Below are 17,814 nucleotides of genomic sequence, written 5' to 3' on the forward strand. Positions count from 1 at the left end.
CACGGGGGGGTGAGCACCCTCTGTACCGCGCCTCCTCACACCCGGGCGCTCACGGCACCCGGCCGTCCCGCCGCAGCGCAGAGCCCGTCGCGCGTACGGAATTCAGCTGTCCAGGCGGCGCTTGCTGAGCCAGGCGACCATCTCCGGGTCGTGGTGGTCGAAGAACAGCGTCGTGCCGGTGTCGAGGGCGGTGATACGCGCCATCTGGGCGTCGGTGAGTTCGAAGTCGAAGACGTCGAAGTTCTGCGCCATCCGGTCGGGGCGGACCGACTTGGGGATGGTGACGATGCTCCGCTGGACAAGCCAGCGAAGGACGACCTGTGCCGCGGACTTGTCGTGCGTCCTGCCGATCTCGCCAAGGACGGGGTGGGCGAACAGGTTGTTCCTGCCTTCGGCGAATCCGCCCCACGACTGGTGCTGCACTCCGTGCTCACGCATCAGGTCGTGGTCGGCGGTGCGCTGGAAGAACGGGTGGGTCTCGATCTGGTTGACCGCAGGGGTGACCTCGTTGTTGAGGATGAGGTCCAGGAGCCGATCGGGGTAGAAGTTGGCGACGCCGATCGCCTTGGCCAGTCCCTCGCGGTTGACGGCCTCCATCGCGCGCCACTGGCCGTAGACATCGCCGTAGGGCTGATGCATCAGGTACAGGTCGACGTGATCCAGGCCCAGCTTGGCCAGGGACGTCTCGAAGGCGCGGTGGGTGTTGGCCTCGGCGGGGGCGTCCTGGACCCAGAGCTTGGTGGTGACGAAGAGCTCCTCGCGCGGGATCCCGCTGTTCTTGATGGCGCGGCCGACAGCCTCCTCGTTGCCGTAGGCGGCGGCGGTGTCGAGGAGCCGGTAGCCCGCGGCGAGGGCGTCGGAGACGGCCTGCTCGGTCTGCTCCGGCTGGATCTGGTAGACGCCGAAGCCGAGAATCGGCATCTCGATGCCGTTGTTCAGGGCGACAGTCTGCACGGGGATCTTCCTTGTCTGTTCCGGTGGGTGGGAGCCGTTGAGTGGTCGGCGGGGTGATCGGGTCAGCGTTCGAGCATCTGTGCCTGGGCCTCGGTGTGCGTCGCGCCGGCGGCGGGCGGCAGACTGCTGAGCGTGCCGATCTGGGCAGCGGTGAGCTCGATGCCGTCGGCGGCGGTGTTCTCCTCGACCCGGGTCACACGCTTGGTGCCGGGAATCGGGGCGATGTCGTTGCCCTGCGCGAGCAGCCAGGCCAACGCGACCTGAGCGGGCGTCGCGCCCGCCTCGGCGGCGAGGGCCTGGACCTCGTCGGCGATCGCCTGATTGCGCCGGAGGTTCTCGCCGCTGAAGCGTGGGTTGTCGCGCCGGAAGTCGTCCTCGTCGAACTGGTCGGTGGTGCGGACCGTGCCCGTCAGGAAGCCGCGGCCCAGTGGTGAGAACGGCACCAGGCCGATACGCAGCTCGCGCAGGACCGGCAGGACCCGCTCCTCCACGCCCCGGGTCCACAGCGAGTACTCCGACTGCACCGCGGTCACCGGATGGACGGCGTGGGCGCGGCGGATGGTGTCCGGGCCTGCCTCGGACAGGCCGAAGAAGCGGACCTTGCCCTCGGCGATCAACTCGCCGACCGCGCCGGCCGTCTCCTCGATCGGGGTGTCCGGATCGACCCGGTGTTGGTAGTACAGATCGATGTGGTCGGTACCCAGGCGCCTGAGCGAGCCCTCGACGGCCGTTCGGATGTTGACAGGGCTGCTGTCGAGGTTCCACGGGCCCTTGCCCGCGTGCGAGACGAGGCCGAACTTCGTCGCCAGCACCACCTGGTCCCGGCGGCCTTTCAGGGCCCGGCTGAGGAGTTCCTCGTTGGTGTAGGGGCCGTAGATCTCGGCGGTGTCGATCAGCGTGACGCCCAGCTCCAGCGCCCGGTGCACGGTTCGGACCGACTCCGCCTCGTCAGTCCCGGATCCGGTGTAGCCGTGCGACATCCCCATCGCACCCAGACCGATCCGGGAAACCTCCAGGTCACCCAGGTTGATGTGCTTCATGTCCGTTCTTCTCCTGACGGGTTGATCGCGAGGTGGCCGCCGCGCCCTTGCGCGTGACGGGCTGCTTCCACCTGGGACGCTGGGACGGTCATTCCCCGGTGGGAAAGTCCGTGGAGGCCGCCAGGTCACGTTGCGCCTCGAAGCTGTCGATCCGATCACGCAGCACACCGAGCGTGGAATCCAGTGCCTGGGATCCAAGCACCATCCGCAGCGGGGCCGGGCTGACGTCGACGGACTCGATGATGCGAGCGGCCATGCGCTGCGGGTCGCCGGGCGCAAGGCCGTTGGCGGGGTCGAGCATCGCCTGAAAGGCGTGGGCGGGGTTCCCGTCGTAAACCGGCATGAGTTCGGCGACCTGCGCACTGCCGTAACGGAACTCGGTTCGCGCCCCGCCCGGCTCCACGATCGTCACGCCGATGTTGAAGGGGGCGACCTCCTGGGCTACGGACTCGGCGAAGCCCTCGATGCCCCACTTGGTGGCGTGGTACATGGAGTTGCCGGCGAAGGCGACCTGCCCGCCGTAGGTGGACATCTGCACGATGCGTCCGCCGCCCTGGGCGCGCAGGTGCGGCAGGGCGGCGCGGATCAGGGTGATGGAACCGGTGAGGTTGGTGGCGATGATGTGGTCGACCTGCGCGTCGGTGATCTCCTCGGCGGCGCCGAACAGGCCGTATCCGGCGTTGGAGACGATCACGTCGACGCGGCCGACGGCGAAAGCTCCGTCCACCACCGTGCGTACGGCGGCGGTGTCGGTGACGTCGAGGATCTCCGCGCGGAAGGTGTCGGGGTACTGCTTCTGCAGGTCGGCGACCTTGTCCAGGTTGCGGACGGTACCGATGACGTGTTCGCCACGCTCGAGGAGCTGGGTGGTCAGCGCGTTGCCGAAACCACTGCTGACACCGGTGATGAGCCAGGTACGGGAGGTCATGCGTGGTCCTTCGAGGGCGGGGCCTCATCGGCCGGGGTGATGGCGTCGACTGCGGCCAGGGCGTTCAGGGTGCGGGGGTAGCCGATGAACGGCAGCAGCCCGGTCAGGACGGCGATCAGGGCGTTCCGGGTATTGCCGACGTTGAGGTTGGCGGCGACATGTCCCTTCACCTGGGCGTCCGCCCCGCCGAGCGCGGCGAAGAGCCGCTCGTGCGCGGCGGTGGCGGCGGCGTTGGGCCTGCGGGCGGTCACGGGCGCACCAGCACCTTCAGTCGGCTGCGTTCGTCCATGGACGTGTAGGCGTCGGCGACCTGGTCGAGGCCGACCTCGGCGTCGAAGACCCGGCCGGGATCGATGCGGCCCGCCAGGACGTCGGGAATGGTCTGCTCGATGTAGGCGCGCACGGGGGCGGGGCCACCGGTCAGACCGGCGTTCTTCCCGAACAGCGACCCGAAGCCGACGGGCGCCTCCTCGTACTGAGGTACGCCGACGCGGGAGATGATCCCGCCGGCTCGCACGATGCCGTACGCCTGCTCATAGGCGGGCATCAGCCCGACCGCCTCCAGGACCACGTGGGAGCCCTCGCCGCCGGTCAGGTCCATCACCTCGGCGATGCCCTCCGCGCCGCGCTCGGCCACGACGTCGGTCGCGCCCCACGCGCGTCCCAGGTCGGTGCGGGAGGTGTGGCGGCCCATGAGGATGATGCGCTCGGCACCCATGCGGCGGGAGGCCAGTACGGCGGACAAACCCACCGCACCGTCGCCGATCACGGTGACGGTCTTACCTGCCTCGACCCGGCCCATGTGGGCGGCGTGGTAGCCGGTGAGGTAGACGTCGCTCAGGGCGAGCAGCGAGGGCAGGAGAGCCTTGTCCACGTCTGCGGGGATCTTCACCAGGGTGCCGCCTGCCTGGGGAACACGGATGGCCTCGGCCTGGGCGCCGCCGACGCCTCCGGCGCCGTACCAGCCGCCGTGCGGACAGGCGGTGTGGAAGCCGTCCCGGCAGATCGGACAGGTGTTGTCGGCGAAGGCGAACGGGGAGACGACGAAGTCGCCGCGCTTGAGGCCGGTGACCGCCGAGCCGGTCTCTTCGACCACTCCGAGGAACTCGTGCCCCATCGGGACACCCTGGTCGGTCTTGTCCATGGAGTGGTAGGGGTGCAGGTCGGAGCCGCAGACGCAGGCCAGGGTGATCCTGACGATCGCGTCCGTTGGCTCGACGATCCGGGGGTCGGGGACGTTCTCGACCCGGACGTCGCCGGGGCCGTACATGAAGGTGGCGCGCATGGCGGTGGTGCCTTTCCAGATGCGGAGTGGTGCGAGACGAAGGGCTCTGCGGCGGGTCAGGGACGGACGAGGACCTTGAGAGCCTCGCGGTCGTTCATGGCCCGGTAGCCCTCGCCGATCTCCTCCAGGCCGACGGTGCGGTCGAAGACCCGGCCGGGACGGATCGAGCCGTCGAGGATGTGCGGCATGAGCTCTTCGATGTAGGCGCGGGCCGGGGCGACGCCGCCGGTGAGGGTGATGTTGCGCATGAAGTCTCCGAAACCGAACGGCACGTCGGTGAACTGCGGGGCGCCGACGCGGCTGATCGTGCCGCCGTCGCGGACCACGCCGAAGCTCTGCACGATCGCGTCCTTCAGCCCGACGCATTCCAGGACCTTGTGGGTGCCCTCGCCGCCGGTCAGCTCCTTCACCCTGGCGACGCCCTCCTCGCCGCGCTCGGCGACCACGGCGGTGGCGCCGAATTCGAGGCCCAGGTCCGTACGCGCACGATGGCGGCCCATGAGGATGATCTGCTCGGCGCCCAGCAGCTGCGCACTGATGACGCCGCCCAGCCCCACGGCTCCGTCGCCGATCACCGTGACCGTGTCGCCGCGCTGAACGCCCGCCGTGCGGGCGGCGTGGTAGCCGGTGCACAGGACGTCCGACAAGGTGAGCAGGTCCGGGAGCAGCTCTGAGTCCTCGCCGACCGGCAGCTTCACCAGAGTGCCGTCCGCGAACGGGACGCGGGCGGCCTGGCCCTGACCGCCGTCGACACCGTTCACACCCCACTGGCCGCCGTGCACGCACGAGGTCTGCAGACCCTCACGGCAGAAGGCGCAGGTGTTGTCGCTGTAGACGAACGGGGCCACGACCACATCACCAGGCGTGACGACGGTGACCTCGCGGCCGATCTCCTCGACGACACCGAGGAACTCATGACCCATGTGGCGAGGGCTGTCCGTGGGCGGCGCGGACTTGTACGGCCACAGGTCACTGCCGCAGACGCACGACACAACGATCCGCACGACCGCGTCGGTAGGGTTCTGGATCTTCGGGTCGGCGACGTCCTCGACACGGACGTCGTCGGCACCGTACAGCAGGGTGGCGCGCATCAGCGCAGCTCCTTGAATCTTGGAAGGGGTACGGGGGCCGCGCTCTGCGGCGGCGGGGGTTTCGCGGGTCAGCGCGGTTCCAGGCGCAGGGTGGAGGCCCGGGACTGATCGGTCAGGACGTGTTCGACGATGCTGGTGTAGTGCCCGTACTTGTTCCGGTAGGCGGCGTCCACGTCCCCGTACTCGCCCGGGTCTGCCGCCTGGAAGGTGACCTGCCGGCGTATGCCGCCGGCTGCGATGCGGCCCTGGTGGCGGGACTGCGTTCCGCGGTACCACGGCCCCGTCGTGCCTTTGACCGAGCGGACGTACAGGTGGTCACCGGCACGGACGACCCACATCGTCACCGGATCGCGCAACGCGCCGTCGACCCGCTCGGACTCGAGGTCCAGTTCCTCCGCGGCGCCGATCTTCTCCAGCTCAGCGCTGTTCCACTGCTTCATCGACGGCTCCTTTCGATCCTCAGCCGCAGGTCGAAGCCGCGACTGCCTGTGCCAGAACCACCGTCCCCCGGTTCCCAGGGGCTCGCCACGGGATCAGCACCCGGCGAGGTAGGCCCTTGCCCGCCGAGAACAGCGAGCAACACAGTCCAGACTGCCGCCGCGCGCACGAGTTAGGCAGGCCGAGCCGTGCCAGGGGGTAGCCAGCGGGGGTGTAACAGGGCCCCCCTCGACGGAGATGTCCTGCAGGCTGCGGGAGAGACACTGGCGATATGGCACCCGAGCAGAACACCGGCGGCGACGAGCTGGCGCGCTTCCTGCGCGCCCGCCGCACCCAGACCAGCCCCCAGTCCGCCGGCCTCACCCCCGGCCCGGGCGTGCGCCTCACCCCCGGCCCGGGCGTGCGCCGCACCCCCGGCCTGCGCCGGGAGGAACTGGCCACGCTCGCCGGCGTCAGCATCGACTACTACACCCGCCTTGAACGCGCCAAGGAAACCCGCCCCAGCCCGGCCGTGATCGACGCCTTGGCCCGTGCCCTGCAGCTCGACGACGCCGAGCACCAGCACCTGCGCGACCTCGCCGTCCGCGCCGCCCGCTACGCACCCCAGGCCGCCCCGCCCCCCAGCCGGACCGTACGCCCCCACCTGAAGCTGCTGCTGGAGACGTTGCGCCCGAGCCCGGCCTACGTCGTCAGCCGCAGCATGGACGTGCTCGCCCACAACCCCGGCGGCCTCGCCCTGTACGCGGGCATCGACGACTGGCCCGCCACCCAGCGCAACCTCGCCCGCTACCTCTTCCTCCACCCCGCCGCCCGCGAGGTCCTCCCCGACTGGGACAACCAGATCCGCGGCTGCGTCGCCCGCCTGCGCGCACTGGCCGGCACCGATCCCGACGCCCCCGACCTCACCCACCTCGTCGGCGAGCTGCTCCTGAAGAGCCCGGACTTCGCCGGACTGTGGGAACGCTACGAGGTCACCGGCCGCAAGATCACCACCAAGACCTTCCAGCACCCCCGGGTCGGCACGCTCACCCTCCACTTCCAGGGCATGGCCCTCGAAGGCACCCCGGGCCAGCGCATGGGCATCTACACCGCCGAACCCGGCACCCCCGACCACGACGCCATGCTCCTGCTCGACCTGACCGCCCCCCACACCGAGCCGGCACCCTCCCCTCAGAAGCGGTAGACAACGGATCCCCGGGATTTCCGCGCGAGGCACGGTCCTCATCGGGGCGGTTCGGCGTGCGCTCCGGCTGAGCTGCCCTGATGTAGCCGGCGGAGCCGCGGAACTCGCGTTCGGTGTCGTACGGGTCTTGGTGGCTGGCGACGGCCGGCCCGCATCTCGTCGTACCCGACCGGGCACTCGCACACGAGCGCCACCGACTTCCAGCATCCCCGGGCGCCCGCAAAGTTCCTTTTCATCCTTTTCGGGGAGCGTCCGTTTCAATGGCACCGTCAGCCCTGAAGGCCCCAGCCGCTACACGATCGAGGGGCAACTGGACGCCTACTGCTCGCACGGGACCGCGACCCGCCAGTCGGCCATCTTCGGCTACAGGAACTGGAACGGGACCTGGCACTACCAGAGTTTCTGGTGTGACGAGACGCCCGTCCGCATCTCCGTGCGTGGAGACCGGCACGAGGGCGGCTCGGTGGAAATGGTCGTGGGAGCCACCAGCGCCGCGTTCAACCTCTACAACTACGGCAACGTGGAGTTCTACCGAATCGGTGAGTGATGCCCTGAGCGGGCGCCGGGTTTCGCCAGTCCTCACCAGCGCGGACGACATCAGTCCGGGTTGAGCTGTGCTCGACGTTGGCGCAATGCCGTCCGCCTCACCGTCCACGGTGAGGCGGACGGCAGGACTGACCGCCGCGGCCACGCGACCGTCCTTCGCACCGCGGCCAGGTGAGCCGGGCAGACGACTTGCCCACGCCGCCATCGATGAGTTCCTACCGCTCCACCGTGAAGCCCAGCTGCTGATCGGCCCCGCCCTGTCCGTCGGTGGTGACCTGCTCCCTGCCGACGACCGTCGCACCGACGGACAGGGAAGTGTCAGCGGGAACACGCACTGTGGTTCACCGGCCAGGTGGACGGCACAGGGGGCCGGCTTCTGCCCGGTCACACCGCCGAACGCATTCGTGGCCCGGCTCGTCAACGACACCGGCTGGCCGGGCTTGGCCACGGCCTCGGGAGTCACCGACTCGACGTGCACGCCAACCGGCGAGAACCGAGTCCCCCAGCGGGATTCCCGATCCCATCAGGCATCGAAGCGGTGGCGGGAGGTCTCGATGTGTCCGAAGTACCGGTGGGTCCAGTCACACATTCCGTCGACGGTCGCCCGGAGGGCCTGGCCCGCCTCAGTGAGGGTGTACTCGACCCGCGGCGGCACGGTGGGGTGCACGTTCCGGTCGACCAGGCCGTTGCGTTCCAGCATGCGGAGGTTCTGGGTGAGCATCTTGTGGCTGATCCCCTCGACCGCGTTCCGCAGTTCAGTGAACCGCAGCGTGCGCTCACCGAGGGACTCGATGATCAGGAGCGCCCACTTGTTGGCGATCTCCGAGAAGATCTCCCGTGCCAATGAGTCCGCGCGTGTGAGGTCTGCTTCGTCGGGCGAGCCTTTGAGCTGCTTGGTCACCATGGGGTTCCCCCGTCACCGAAAAGTGCGTTCTTCCAGGTCGGTGCACACTCTCCTATCGTTCCTGAGTAACCACAAGAGACCAAGGTGTCCTGGTTCGGTGGAAGCGAGCCCACGGGCGCATGACGAGGAGGCAGGCAGCATGGCCATCACCCTGGTGAACCCCGAAGGACTGACGAAGGTCGACCTCTACCGACAGGTGTCGGTCGCCACTGGGTCGAAGCTGATCTTCGTCGCCGGGCAGGTCGCCTGGGATGCCGATGGCACCACTGTCGGCGAAGGCGACCTCGCCGCTCAGGTCGAGCAGTGCTATCTCAACATCGGCACCGCCCTTGCCGAGGTCGGTGCTTCCTTCGACAACGTGGTGAAACTGACCGTCTACCTCGTCGACTGGACCCCCGACAAGATGCCCCTGTTCACCGAGGGGGTCGCTCGGGCGTCGGCGAGGCTGGGGGTGTCCCCGACCCCTCCGCTCACAGGAGTGGGTGTGCCCGCCCTGGCCGGGCCCGACTTTCTGGTCGAGGTCGAGGCCACCGCGGTCATCGACTGAGACGACGCACTTCACCCTGCCCCCTTCCGTACCGAGGAATTGATCACGGTGTGGTCGCGCTTCTTGGGAGCGGGTTCAACGCGCTCGTACGGCAGCCGCGAGGCGACGCGAGAAAGTGAGCGGGGCGCCAACTCGACTCGCAGCGCCTGCAGCCAGTGCGGCTTCCTCTCCATCTCGGCGCGAACGTATGCCGGGCTGCGACCACCGGCGGGTGCGGGCATCGGTGAGATCCCGGGCAGGAAACGACTGCCCCAGGCGCTCGCCGAAGACCTGGCCGAGGCCGTGAGGCGAAAGCCTTGGTGCGAGTGACCGACGGAACCGGGTAACGTCTCGGTCATATTCTTCCAAGCGCCGATTTACGAGTGAGAGCGTGATGGGCCCCTGCTGACGCCCTTCGACGTCGCCGCCCGTCCCCCACCGATGAATCCGTAGATCACTTCACATCATTACCGGAGAACCCGTGACCGTGAGCAAGAACATCAACAACCCCGTGGGCATGGGCGGCGGCCAGCGCAAGAGGCTGTCCCGCGCCGAACGCCAGAACAACGGTCCGCACCGCAACCTCGACCGCCAGGGTGCAGCCGACCAGAAGGCGGAGCTGGTGCGCAAGATGCGCGAGAAGGCAGCCGCAGCCGAGGGCGCCGGGCAGACGGGCGACGACGCCGCACAGAGCTGAGGCACCGCCGCCGCAAGGCGACACAGCACCACAGCAGGGCCCGGACCGCGACGCGCGGTTCGGGCCCTGCTGCCGTGCAGGTGACGACGATGTGCGCCGCCCGCGCCTCGGCCCCGAGCACGGAGACAGCCCTTCCCGGAGGGCATCCCCTGCGCCACGGCCCGCGCGGCCGATGCGCCGGCCGTGGCGGGACCGCTACTTGAGCGCGTACATACGGATGACGACGGTGGTGTCGCCGTCCGGGCGGGCGAGCCCCACGAAGACCGTCTCCGCGAGCCAGCGGTGAGCGGGGGCGTCCGTACGGAAGACCGGCGACGTGCGGTAGTAGTGGCCCGCCTCCGAGACCTGCACTTCCCCGTCGAACTGGTCCGGGGTGTCGGCCTTGGGGCGGTAGTAGCCGCGATTGACGACGTCGATCACGGCGCCGTCCTCCGCCTGGAGCAGGTAACGGGCCTCCAGTTCGCACACCTCTCCGCGCGTGCTGCTCCAGTCGCCTCCGCCAGGAAGGACCTTCCCGCGCAGCCGGGGCCCGTCCACGCCGCCACCGGTGATGGGGGTGAACTCGGTGACCTCCCCGTCGCCATTGCCTATGTGCAGCGTGCCGGATACCTCGGCACGGATCTCGAACACGAAGTCGAGGGCGGGAGTAAAGGACATGCTGGTTCTCCGCTTCTGTGAGAGGGCGGCCTGTCCGCGGTCGGCGCGATGCACCCCTCCCTCCACGGGCGAGGACGGGCCGTCGGCACCCCGGAACGCGGGGGGCGGCGGACATCGTGAGGCCGCGGGACATCGCCGCCGGTCAGGCCGATTCCGACGCCGTGGCGATCTTGTCGGAACGGGCGCTGATCCGTGAGACGGTCACGTCTTGCTCTTGACGCGTTAGCTCACCACATGCAAGCGTGAGATGCAACAGCGTTATATGACGTTCGTTTATGACGGCTCGTCGGCGTGTCCCATGTCCCCCCATGTCGAGCGTCCCCTCCTCTCCTCACCCCTCTCGGCAAGGAGCATCAGCTATGGCTGCGAAGAAAACGGTGCTGACGTTGTTCACGAGCGCGGGACTGCTGGCCGCGACGGCCTGCACCAGCTCGTCGAACGGAGACGACGCGGCCCCCAAGCCCGAGCGTCTGACCTCCACCACGGCACCCGGTACCTCCGAAGTGGACCGGGTCGCCTGGGCCCTGCCCTACGGGGAACCGACGACGCTCGACCCCGCGAAGATCGGCGACTACTCGCCCCAGGCGGTCGAAGCGAACCTCTGCGACACCCTGACCCGGATGAACGCGGACTTCTCCCTGAGCCCCGGCCTCGCCCGGAAGGTCACCTGGGCCGACGACCACACCCTGGTTCTCGACCTCCGTCCCGGTGTCACATTCTGGGACGGCTCGACCATGACACCCGCAGACGTGATCCACAGCCTGGAGCGACAGCGGGACCCGAAGACGCAGGCCCTGTACGGGAACTACCTGACGGCCGTGACCTCGATCAAGGCCACCGGCCCCCACCAGGTGACCCTGCAGACCAAGGGGTACGACCAGACGCTCCCCAAGGCGCTGGCCACATCGTTCGGCGCGGTCAGCCAGAAGGCGTACACCGAGAAGGCCGGTCCCGCTTACGGCACCGCCAAGGGCGGCTTGATGTGCACAGGGCCGTTCAAGCTCGGCTCCTGGAAGTCCGGCAGCGGCATCACCCTGGAGCGCAACGACGCCTACTGGGACACCGAGCTCAAACCGAAGGCGAAGCAGGTCGAGTTCCAGTTCATCACCAACAACAACACGTTGACCAGCGCACTGCTGTCCGGCGAAGTGGACGGCACATACGAACTGCCGCCCAGTGGCGCCACCGCGCTCGCAAGAGCCCGCAACGGTGAGGTGCACCTCGGCCCGTCGACCCAGAACGTGCTGCTGATTCCAGGCAACGCCGAGTCGCCCGCGTCCGACCGCAAGCTTCTGGACGCCTTGTCCCTGATCATCGACCGCGACGCGCTGATCAAGAATGTCTTCGGTGGTGACGCCACCACCCTGAAGTCGCTCGTCCCACCGCTGACCTGGCGCGGGGACAGGGCCGCGACCCAGTTCGACGCCGCCTACGCCGCGCTTCCCGACGTCCCGAAGCCGGATGCGGAGAAGGCGAGGAAGCTGGTCGCGGAGGCCCGCCCGGTCACACGTCCGCTGGTGGCCGCCATCCCCGCAGGGGACCAACGCGGACTGCAGACGCTGACGTTCATCCAGGCCGCGGCCAAGAAGATCGGCGTCGACATCGAGATCAAGCAGCTCCAGCCCACCGAGATGTCCTCGCTCTTCTACGACCCCTCGGTCCGCAAGGGCCTCGACCTCATCCTCACGTTCGGCTACGTCACGATGCCCGACCCGGCGTCCTACGTGGCCGAGAGCGTCACCCCCCGTGGCATCTTCAACTGGACGGGCTACAACAACCCCGAGGTGACCCGGCTGCTCGACCGCGCCCGCACCTCCTCCGACCCCGCAGCTTCGGCCGATGCCTATGCCGATGCCCAGGCCCTCTTCACCCCCACCACCCCGGCAGTGTTCCTGGCCACCACGCACGAGCGGATGTTCATGAACAAGCGCATCAGCGGCGCGCCGACCTCCTTCGCGTACATGGGCATGCCGTGGGCCGCCTACCTCGGCGGCACCGCCAAGTGACCACCAACCCTTCGAATCAGGAGACGACGATGACCGACACCACCGGCGGCACACCGTTGTGGGACCACTCGGCCGCGGAACTTGCCGCCGGCATCCGCGCGAAGACGTTCTCGGCGACCGAGGTGGCCGAGGCGTTCCTCGCTCGCATCGAGGAGACCAATCCGGCGCTCAACGCCCTCGTGGACATCCGGCCGGAGGAAGCGCTGGCCCAGGCCGCCGCCGCCGACGCGGCGGTTGTGGCCGGCGGGGTCCTGCCCCCGTTGCTGGGCGTCCCGGTGTCCACCAAGATCAATACCTCGCAGCGGGGATACGCCAGCTCCCACGGAGTCCCCGCGTGGGCCGGCGCCGTCGCCCAGGACGACGCGGTCTGTATCGCCGGTCTCCGCAACGCCGGCGCGACCCTGCTGGGCCGCAGCAACAGCCCGGCCTTCGCCGTGCGCTGGTTCACGAGCAACGACCTGCACGGCAAGACGCTCAACCCGTGGAACCCCGGCCACACCCCTGGGGGGTCCTCCGGGGGCGCCGCCGCGTCGGTCGCCGCGGGCATGACCCCGATCGCGCAGGGCAATGACATCGGCGGCTCCGTCCGCTTCCCCGCGTACTGCTGCGGCGCTGTCGGCCTGCGCCCCACCATGGGCCTCGTCTCCGGAGTGGAACCGCGCGGCGCGGAGGAGTTCGACAGCCCGCTGTCCTTCCAGACCATGGCGGTCCACGGGCCACTCGGCTGGACCGTCGACGACGTCCGGCTCGGCCTGCACGCCATGGTGAGCCCGGACCTGAACGACCCCGTGGGGCTCCCGGTGCGCCCGCCTCTGGGTGAGCCCGGCCGGGTCAAGGTCGCCGTCGTGCGCGACGCGGGAGGCGCCAAGCCTCATCCCAGCGTCAATGCTGCCCTCGACGACGCGGCCCGCTGGCTCAGCGAGGCCGGCCACGACGTGGAGGAGGTCGAGCTCCCCCTCCTCGGCGAGGCCGCCCGGCTGTGGTCGCTCCTGCTCTACCAGGAACTGAAGACGATGATGTCCGAGATCGAGCTGTTCGGTGACGACTCCGTGCGTGTCTCCCTCGCAGCTTCCTTCGCTGCCGCCGCGGAGACCTGGGGCGAGCAGCCCACCCTCACCGACTACATCCGGGGCTACGCCCGCCGCGGCACCCTCATCAGCCGACTCCAGCAGTTCCTGGGCCAGGACCGGATCCTGCTGACGCCTGTCTGCGCCGAGCCGCCGTTCGAGCAGGACGCCGACCTCGCAGGCGACGCCCGGGTGAGCGAGTTGCTGGCCGCGCAGTGGCCGATGCAGGCGGTCCCGGTGCTCGGGTTCCCAGCCGTCTCCGTGCCCACCGGACTGCGCGACGGACTCCCCTCCGGCGTGCAGCTGATCGGTGGCCGCTTCCAGGAGGATCTGCTGCTCCACGTCGCCTCGGCGATCGAGGCCCGGGCCACGCGTACCCGCCCGTCCCTCTCCTGGGCACACACCGGCTGACCGCCCGCTCCCCCAGCCCGTCAACGGCGTGCCCCGGCAGTCTCCACCGACTGCCGGGGCACGCCGTTCCCTTTCGCAGGGCTACGCGGCGGCTGAGCAACAGGGCCGCGGTATTGAGGCCCTCGTGCGCCCGAGGGCCCGAGTGTTCACGGTTCACGACGCGACGGGCAGTTTGGGGTGTGGCTCGGGCGCTGTTCGTGTCGAGTTCCTGAAGAGGCGGGACAGCTGCTTCAGGAGAGAGCAGCAATCGGCGCCGTTGGCGTATGCGGTGTCGGCGGGCAGCGCCGCGAGATCGTGTTGCTGTTCTGCGTGGAGCCGTGCCGGGGTGGTTGTTGGTCTTCGCCGAACACGAGGTCCCGTGCTCCGGGGGCGAAAAGAGCGAAGACGTCTGCCCCGCACCTCTTGCCGGGGCAGACGTCTTCGCTCAGTGGGCGGGGTAAGAAACGGAACGTCAGGCTGCGGCTCTGTTCGCCCTTCTCTGCGGCTTCCAGCCCGGTTTCGGGATAGAAGCGATCAGGCGCTGGGTGTACGCATCCTGAGGGTTGCCGAGGACCGTTGCGGCGGGGCCGTGTTCGACGACCCTTCCTGCCTGCATCACTAGGACGTCGTCGCTGATGTGCCGGACGGCGCCGAGGTCGTGCGTGATGAAGAGCAGGGCGGTGCCGGTGTCCGCCCGGATGCGGGCGAGCAGAGTCAGGATCTGTGCCTGGATGGACACGTCCAGGGCGGCGATGGCCTCGTCCAGGATCAGTATCTGTGGTTCGGCGGCCAGGGCGCGGGCGATGGCGACGCGTTGGCGCTGTCCGCCGGAGAGGGCCTTCGGCAGGGAGCGTGCCTGCCGGTCGTCCAGGCCCACCGTGTCGAGCAGTTCGGCCACGCGGGCGCGGAGCTGGTCGGCGGGCAGGCGCTGATGCAGCGCGACCGCCTCGGCGACGGCGTCGCCGACGCGCTGGCGCCGGTCGAGGGAGGAGTAGGGGTCCTGGAAGACCATCTGGATCTGCCGACCGCGGACGCGGCGTTCGCGTGAACTCAGCCGCCCGGCCCGGCGCTCGTCGCCGGCGAGGACGATGTGACCACCGCTCGGCGCCTCCAGGCCGGCGATCATGCGGGCGGTGGTGGTCTTGCCCGATCCCGACTCGCCGACGATCGCCAGGGAACCCTGCTCCGGGAGCGAGAACGTCACGTCGTCCACGGCGACGAATTCGCCGAACTTCTTGCGGAGCTTGCGTACCTCAAGCATGGCCGGCGGCCTCCTCGGGAGTGCAGGTGCGGGGGAAGTGGCAGGCCACTGTGGCGTCACCGGCGGATGTCGGCTGCGGCTGGTCGTTGCGGCAGAGGTCCTGAACGTGGGCACATCGTTCGCTGAAGGCACATCCGTCGGGCGCTTCGAATCCTGACAGGGGGCTGCCGGGTATCGAGCGGAGTTCCGCGGCGGCGTCGGAGACCGAGGGGCGAGAGGCGAGCAGGGCGCGCGTGTAGGGGTGGGCGGCGTGGCCGCGCAGGCGGCCGGCAGGGAGTTCTTCCACGGTCGTCCCCGCGTACATCACCACGACCCGGTCGCACACGGCGGTCGCGAGTTCCAGGTCGTGGGTGATGAAAAGCATGGAGAGACCGCGGGCTTCGCGGGCCTCGCCGATGATGGCCATGACCTCTTCCTGGGTGGTCACGTCGAGTGCGGTGGTCGGCTCGTCGGCGAGGAGCAGGCGTGGCTCGGCGGCCAGCGCGGCGGCGATCATGACGCGTTGGAGCAGGCCGCCCGACAGTTCGTGGGGCCGTTGGCGCATGCGCCGGCCGGCGTCGGCGATGCCGACCTCCCGCAGGATCTCCGTAACTTTCCTGGCCGCTTCGGCGGTCGGGACGCGGCGTGTGGTGGTCAGTCCTTCGATCAGGAAGTCGCCGATGCTGCGGGCGGGGTTGATGTGCGAGCGCGGGTCCTGGAACACCATGGCGACCTCTGTCGCACGGAAGGCGCGCAGGCGCGCCGGCTTCATCCGCGGGACGGACTCCCCGGCGAACAGCACGTCTCCGTTGATCCGGGCGTTCCTGGGCAGGAGTCCCATGACGGAGCGGGCGGTCAGGGACTTGCCGGATCCGGATTCGCCGACCAGGGCGACGGCCGCGCCTTCGGGGACGGTGACGTCGGCACGGTGGACGACGGTGCGCAGCGCTCCGTCGAGGAGCAGGTCGATGCCGAGCGCGTTGATGTGGAGCAGTGGTGTGGAACTCATGCGCTCTCTCCGAGCAGACGTCGGGACAGTCCCGTCCCCAGCAGGTTGAACGCGACGACGACCATCAGGATGGCGATGCCCGCGTACAGCGACTGCTGCGGCTGGCCGGCGAGGATGGAGGGGGCTCCGTTGGACACCATCAGTCCCCACTCCGGGTCCGGGGGCTGGCTGCCGAGTCCGAGGAAGGAGATCGCGGCCACGTCCAGCAGGGCGTAGCCGAAGCCGATGGTGGCCTGGACGAGGACGAGCGGCAGCAGATTCGGCAGCAGGTGCCGTAGCCAGATGCGGGCGGTGGGCGCACCGAGGAGCTGGAGTGCCGACACGTACGGAAGGTTTCGTTCCTTGATCGCGGCGGATCGTACGACACGTGTGATCAGGGGGAGGTACGCGATCGACAGGGCGACGATCGGTGCGGTGAGTCCGGCGCCGAAGACCGCAGCGACGAGGACGGCCATGATGAGCCCCGGAAAGCCGAAGACGATGTCGAGGGCGCCCGAGACGAACCGGTCGAGACATCCTCCGGACCAGGCTGCCGCCAGCGCCAGGAGAGTGCCGAGCGTGGTGGACACGGCGATCACGACGGCCGGGGCGGCAAGGCTGGCGCGGGTTCCGGCGATGAGCCGGGACAGCAGGTCGCGTCCGGTGTCATCCGTCCCGAGGAAGTGGGTGGCGGACGGTAGGGCGTTGACGTTCAGCGGATCGACGGCGTTCGGGTCGTGCGGGGCGAGCAGCGGCCCGAGCACGGCCAGCAGGACGAACAGGGCGACGACACATCCCGCGCCGAGCGTCAGGTGGTCGCGTCGGTGTCCGGTCCGCCGCTTGGGCGCGGTGCGGGTGAGCAGGGCAGTCGTCATCGGGCAGCCGCCTTCTGTGCGGTTCGGGGGTCGAAGGCGGCGCTGACCAGGTCGACGGTGGTGTTGATGACGACGAAGACGATCACGAAGATCAGGGACACGGCCTGGACCACGGCCATGTCCTGCTTGGACGCGGCCTCGATCATGAGGGCTCCGAGCCCTCCGGTGCCGAATGCCTGCTCAGCGACGGCCGCTGTGGCGATCAGTCCGGCGATCCCGACACCGGAGACCGCGAAGACGGGGCCGGACGCGTTGTGCAGGACGTGTCGTCTGATCACCGTGCGCTCGGGCACGCCTCGGCTGCGGGCGGTCTCCACGTGTTCCGAGCGCATCTCCGCTCGGACTGCGGTCCGGGTCACTTGGGCGACGTAGCCGATCCAGCTCAACGCCAGCGCGACGGCCGGAAGCGTCAGGTGCATCAGAGTGCCGGTGAAGCCCTGGCCGGAGCCGTAGACGGGGAACCACGGGAGCTGGACGGCGAAGAGCCAGATGAGCAGGACTGCCATGACGAAGGTCGGTACCGCCATCGCCGCCGTTGTCAGGGTCGTGGCCAGCGTTTCGGTGCGTCCGCCGCGCAGTGCCGCGACCGTGCCGATGAAGGTGCCGGCGGCGAGGACGAGGACGGAGGCGTAAGCGACGAGTGCGAGGGTGTCTCCGGCGCGGGCGCCGATGAGGCCGGCGACGGAGTCACGGTAGACGAGGGACTTCCCGAAGTCCCCCTGGAGGAAGTTGCTCAGCCAGTGCCAGTAGCCCTGGATGAACGGATCGTCCAGGTGGTACTCGCGATGGATCTGCGCCAGTACGGCGGGGTCGGGGTTGCGGCTGCCGCCGACAAGCAGTGTGGCGGGATCCCCGGGGGTGAGGAACATCGCGCCGTAGATGGCCAGGCTGGAGGCGAGCACGGTCAGGAGGAGCATGGTCAGCCGGATCGCGACGAATCGCAGACTCACTTCGGACCGCCTCCTTCACAACACCGTTCTACGGCCGGGTGGTGCACTG

Annotated in this window: 18 protein-coding genes; 5 read left to right on the top strand and 13 right to left on the bottom strand. The window is 69.3% G+C overall.

Features of this window, described 5'->3' with window-relative positions:
- Window positions 1–102: 102 nt before the first annotated feature.
- The 7 genes from OG230_RS00470 to OG230_RS00500 form a co-directional block, all read right to left on the bottom strand.
- A complete protein-coding gene (locus tag OG230_RS00470) occupies window positions 103–954 on the bottom strand; it encodes an aldo/keto reductase (RefSeq protein ID WP_328908104.1) in 852 nt (283 codons plus the stop codon).
- Window positions 955–1,016: 62 nt separating this feature from the next.
- Complete coding sequence (locus OG230_RS00475; protein WP_328908105.1) at window positions 1,017–1,994, bottom strand: aldo/keto reductase; 978 nt, start codon at window positions 1,992–1,994, stop codon at window positions 1,017–1,019.
- Between the two features lie 88 nt (window positions 1,995–2,082).
- Window positions 2,083–2,922, bottom strand: coding sequence for an SDR family oxidoreductase (locus OG230_RS00480; RefSeq protein ID WP_328908106.1), 840 nt, complete (start codon window positions 2,920–2,922; stop codon window positions 2,083–2,085).
- Complete coding sequence (locus OG230_RS00485; protein WP_328908107.1) at window positions 2,919–3,173, bottom strand: carboxymuconolactone decarboxylase family protein; 255 nt, start codon at window positions 3,171–3,173, stop codon at window positions 2,919–2,921. The genes OG230_RS00480 and OG230_RS00485 overlap by 4 nt, the downstream gene beginning before the upstream one ends.
- Window positions 3,170–4,207 carry an alcohol dehydrogenase catalytic domain-containing protein gene (locus OG230_RS00490; protein WP_328908108.1) on the bottom strand — a complete coding sequence of 346 codons (1,038 nt, stop codon included), beginning with the start codon at window positions 4,205–4,207 and terminating at the stop codon, window positions 3,170–3,172. The genes OG230_RS00485 and OG230_RS00490 overlap by 4 nt, the downstream gene beginning before the upstream one ends.
- A 56-nt stretch (window positions 4,208–4,263) precedes the next feature.
- Window positions 4,264–5,298, bottom strand: a complete 1,035-nt coding sequence (locus OG230_RS00495; RefSeq protein ID WP_328908109.1) for a zinc-dependent alcohol dehydrogenase family protein — start codon at window positions 5,296–5,298, stop codon at window positions 4,264–4,266.
- Window positions 5,299–5,366: 68 nt separating this feature from the next.
- Window positions 5,367–5,738, bottom strand: coding sequence for a DUF2255 family protein (locus OG230_RS00500; protein WP_328908110.1), 372 nt, complete (start codon window positions 5,736–5,738; stop codon window positions 5,367–5,369).
- Window positions 5,739–6,007: 269 nt separating this feature from the next.
- Here OG230_RS00500 and OG230_RS00505 point away from each other — a divergent pair, with 269 nt between their 5' ends.
- Window positions 6,008–6,919 carry a helix-turn-helix transcriptional regulator gene (locus tag OG230_RS00505; RefSeq protein ID WP_328908111.1) on the top strand — a complete coding sequence of 304 codons (912 nt, stop codon included), beginning with the start codon at window positions 6,008–6,010 and terminating at the stop codon, window positions 6,917–6,919.
- Window positions 6,920–7,988: 1,069 nt separating this feature from the next.
- Here OG230_RS00505 and OG230_RS00510 read toward each other — a convergent pair.
- Window positions 7,989–8,369: a winged helix-turn-helix transcriptional regulator gene (locus OG230_RS00510; RefSeq protein WP_328908112.1), complete on the bottom strand. Its 381-nt coding sequence runs from the start codon at window positions 8,367–8,369 to the stop codon at window positions 7,989–7,991.
- Window positions 8,370–8,508: 139 nt separating this feature from the next.
- On the opposite strand from OG230_RS00510, the gene OG230_RS00515 reads away from it, so the two are divergent.
- Together OG230_RS00515 and OG230_RS00520 are read left to right on the top strand one after the other, a co-directional pair.
- Window positions 8,509–8,916 carry a RidA family protein gene (locus tag OG230_RS00515; RefSeq protein WP_328908113.1) on the top strand — a complete coding sequence of 136 codons (408 nt, stop codon included), beginning with the start codon at window positions 8,509–8,511 and terminating at the stop codon, window positions 8,914–8,916.
- A gap of 460 nt (window positions 8,917–9,376) precedes the next feature.
- Window positions 9,377–9,592 carry a DUF6243 family protein gene (locus OG230_RS00520; protein ID WP_328908114.1) on the top strand — a complete coding sequence of 72 codons (216 nt, stop codon included), beginning with the start codon at window positions 9,377–9,379 and terminating at the stop codon, window positions 9,590–9,592.
- Between the two features lie 195 nt (window positions 9,593–9,787).
- Here the strand turns inward: OG230_RS00520 and OG230_RS00525 are convergent, their stop codons facing one another.
- Entirely contained in the window at window positions 9,788–10,249 is a 462-nt protein-coding gene (locus OG230_RS00525) for a DUF3237 domain-containing protein (protein ID WP_328908115.1), read from the bottom strand.
- Window positions 10,250–10,608: 359 nt separating this feature from the next.
- Between OG230_RS00525 and OG230_RS00530 the strand changes: the two genes are divergently transcribed.
- Window positions 10,609–12,255, top strand: coding sequence for an ABC transporter substrate-binding protein (locus OG230_RS00530; protein WP_328908116.1), 1,647 nt, complete (start codon window positions 10,609–10,611; stop codon window positions 12,253–12,255).
- A gap of 29 nt (window positions 12,256–12,284) precedes the next feature.
- Window positions 12,285–13,733, top strand: a complete 1,449-nt coding sequence (locus OG230_RS00535; RefSeq protein ID WP_328908117.1) for an amidase — start codon at window positions 12,285–12,287, stop codon at window positions 13,731–13,733.
- Between the two features lie 451 nt (window positions 13,734–14,184).
- Here OG230_RS00535 and OG230_RS00540 read toward each other — a convergent pair whose 3' ends face one another.
- Genes OG230_RS00540 through OG230_RS00555 form a run of 4 tightly spaced genes read right to left on the bottom strand, consistent with a single transcriptional unit; the run spans window position 14,185 to window position 17,765 of the window.
- Window positions 14,185–14,973 (bottom strand): ABC transporter ATP-binding protein, encoded by a 789-nt coding sequence (locus tag OG230_RS00540; RefSeq protein WP_328908118.1) that lies wholly within the window; start codon window positions 14,971–14,973, stop codon window positions 14,185–14,187.
- Window positions 14,966–15,961, bottom strand: coding sequence for an ABC transporter ATP-binding protein (locus OG230_RS00545; protein WP_328908119.1), 996 nt, complete (start codon window positions 15,959–15,961; stop codon window positions 14,966–14,968). The genes OG230_RS00540 and OG230_RS00545 overlap by 8 nt, the downstream gene beginning before the upstream one ends.
- Entirely contained in the window at window positions 15,958–16,815 is an 858-nt protein-coding gene (locus OG230_RS00550) for an ABC transporter permease (protein WP_328908120.1), read from the bottom strand. The genes OG230_RS00545 and OG230_RS00550 overlap by 4 nt, the downstream gene beginning before the upstream one ends.
- Window positions 16,812–17,765 (bottom strand): ABC transporter permease, encoded by a 954-nt coding sequence (locus tag OG230_RS00555; RefSeq protein ID WP_328908121.1) that lies wholly within the window; start codon window positions 17,763–17,765, stop codon window positions 16,812–16,814. Before OG230_RS00555 ends, OG230_RS00550 begins: the two co-directional genes overlap by 4 nt.
- Between the last annotated feature and the right edge of the window lie 49 nt (window positions 17,766–17,814).

This window comes from Streptomyces sp. NBC_00234 (assembly GCF_036195325.1).
Classification (GTDB): domain Bacteria; phylum Actinomycetota; class Actinomycetes; order Streptomycetales; family Streptomycetaceae; genus Streptomyces.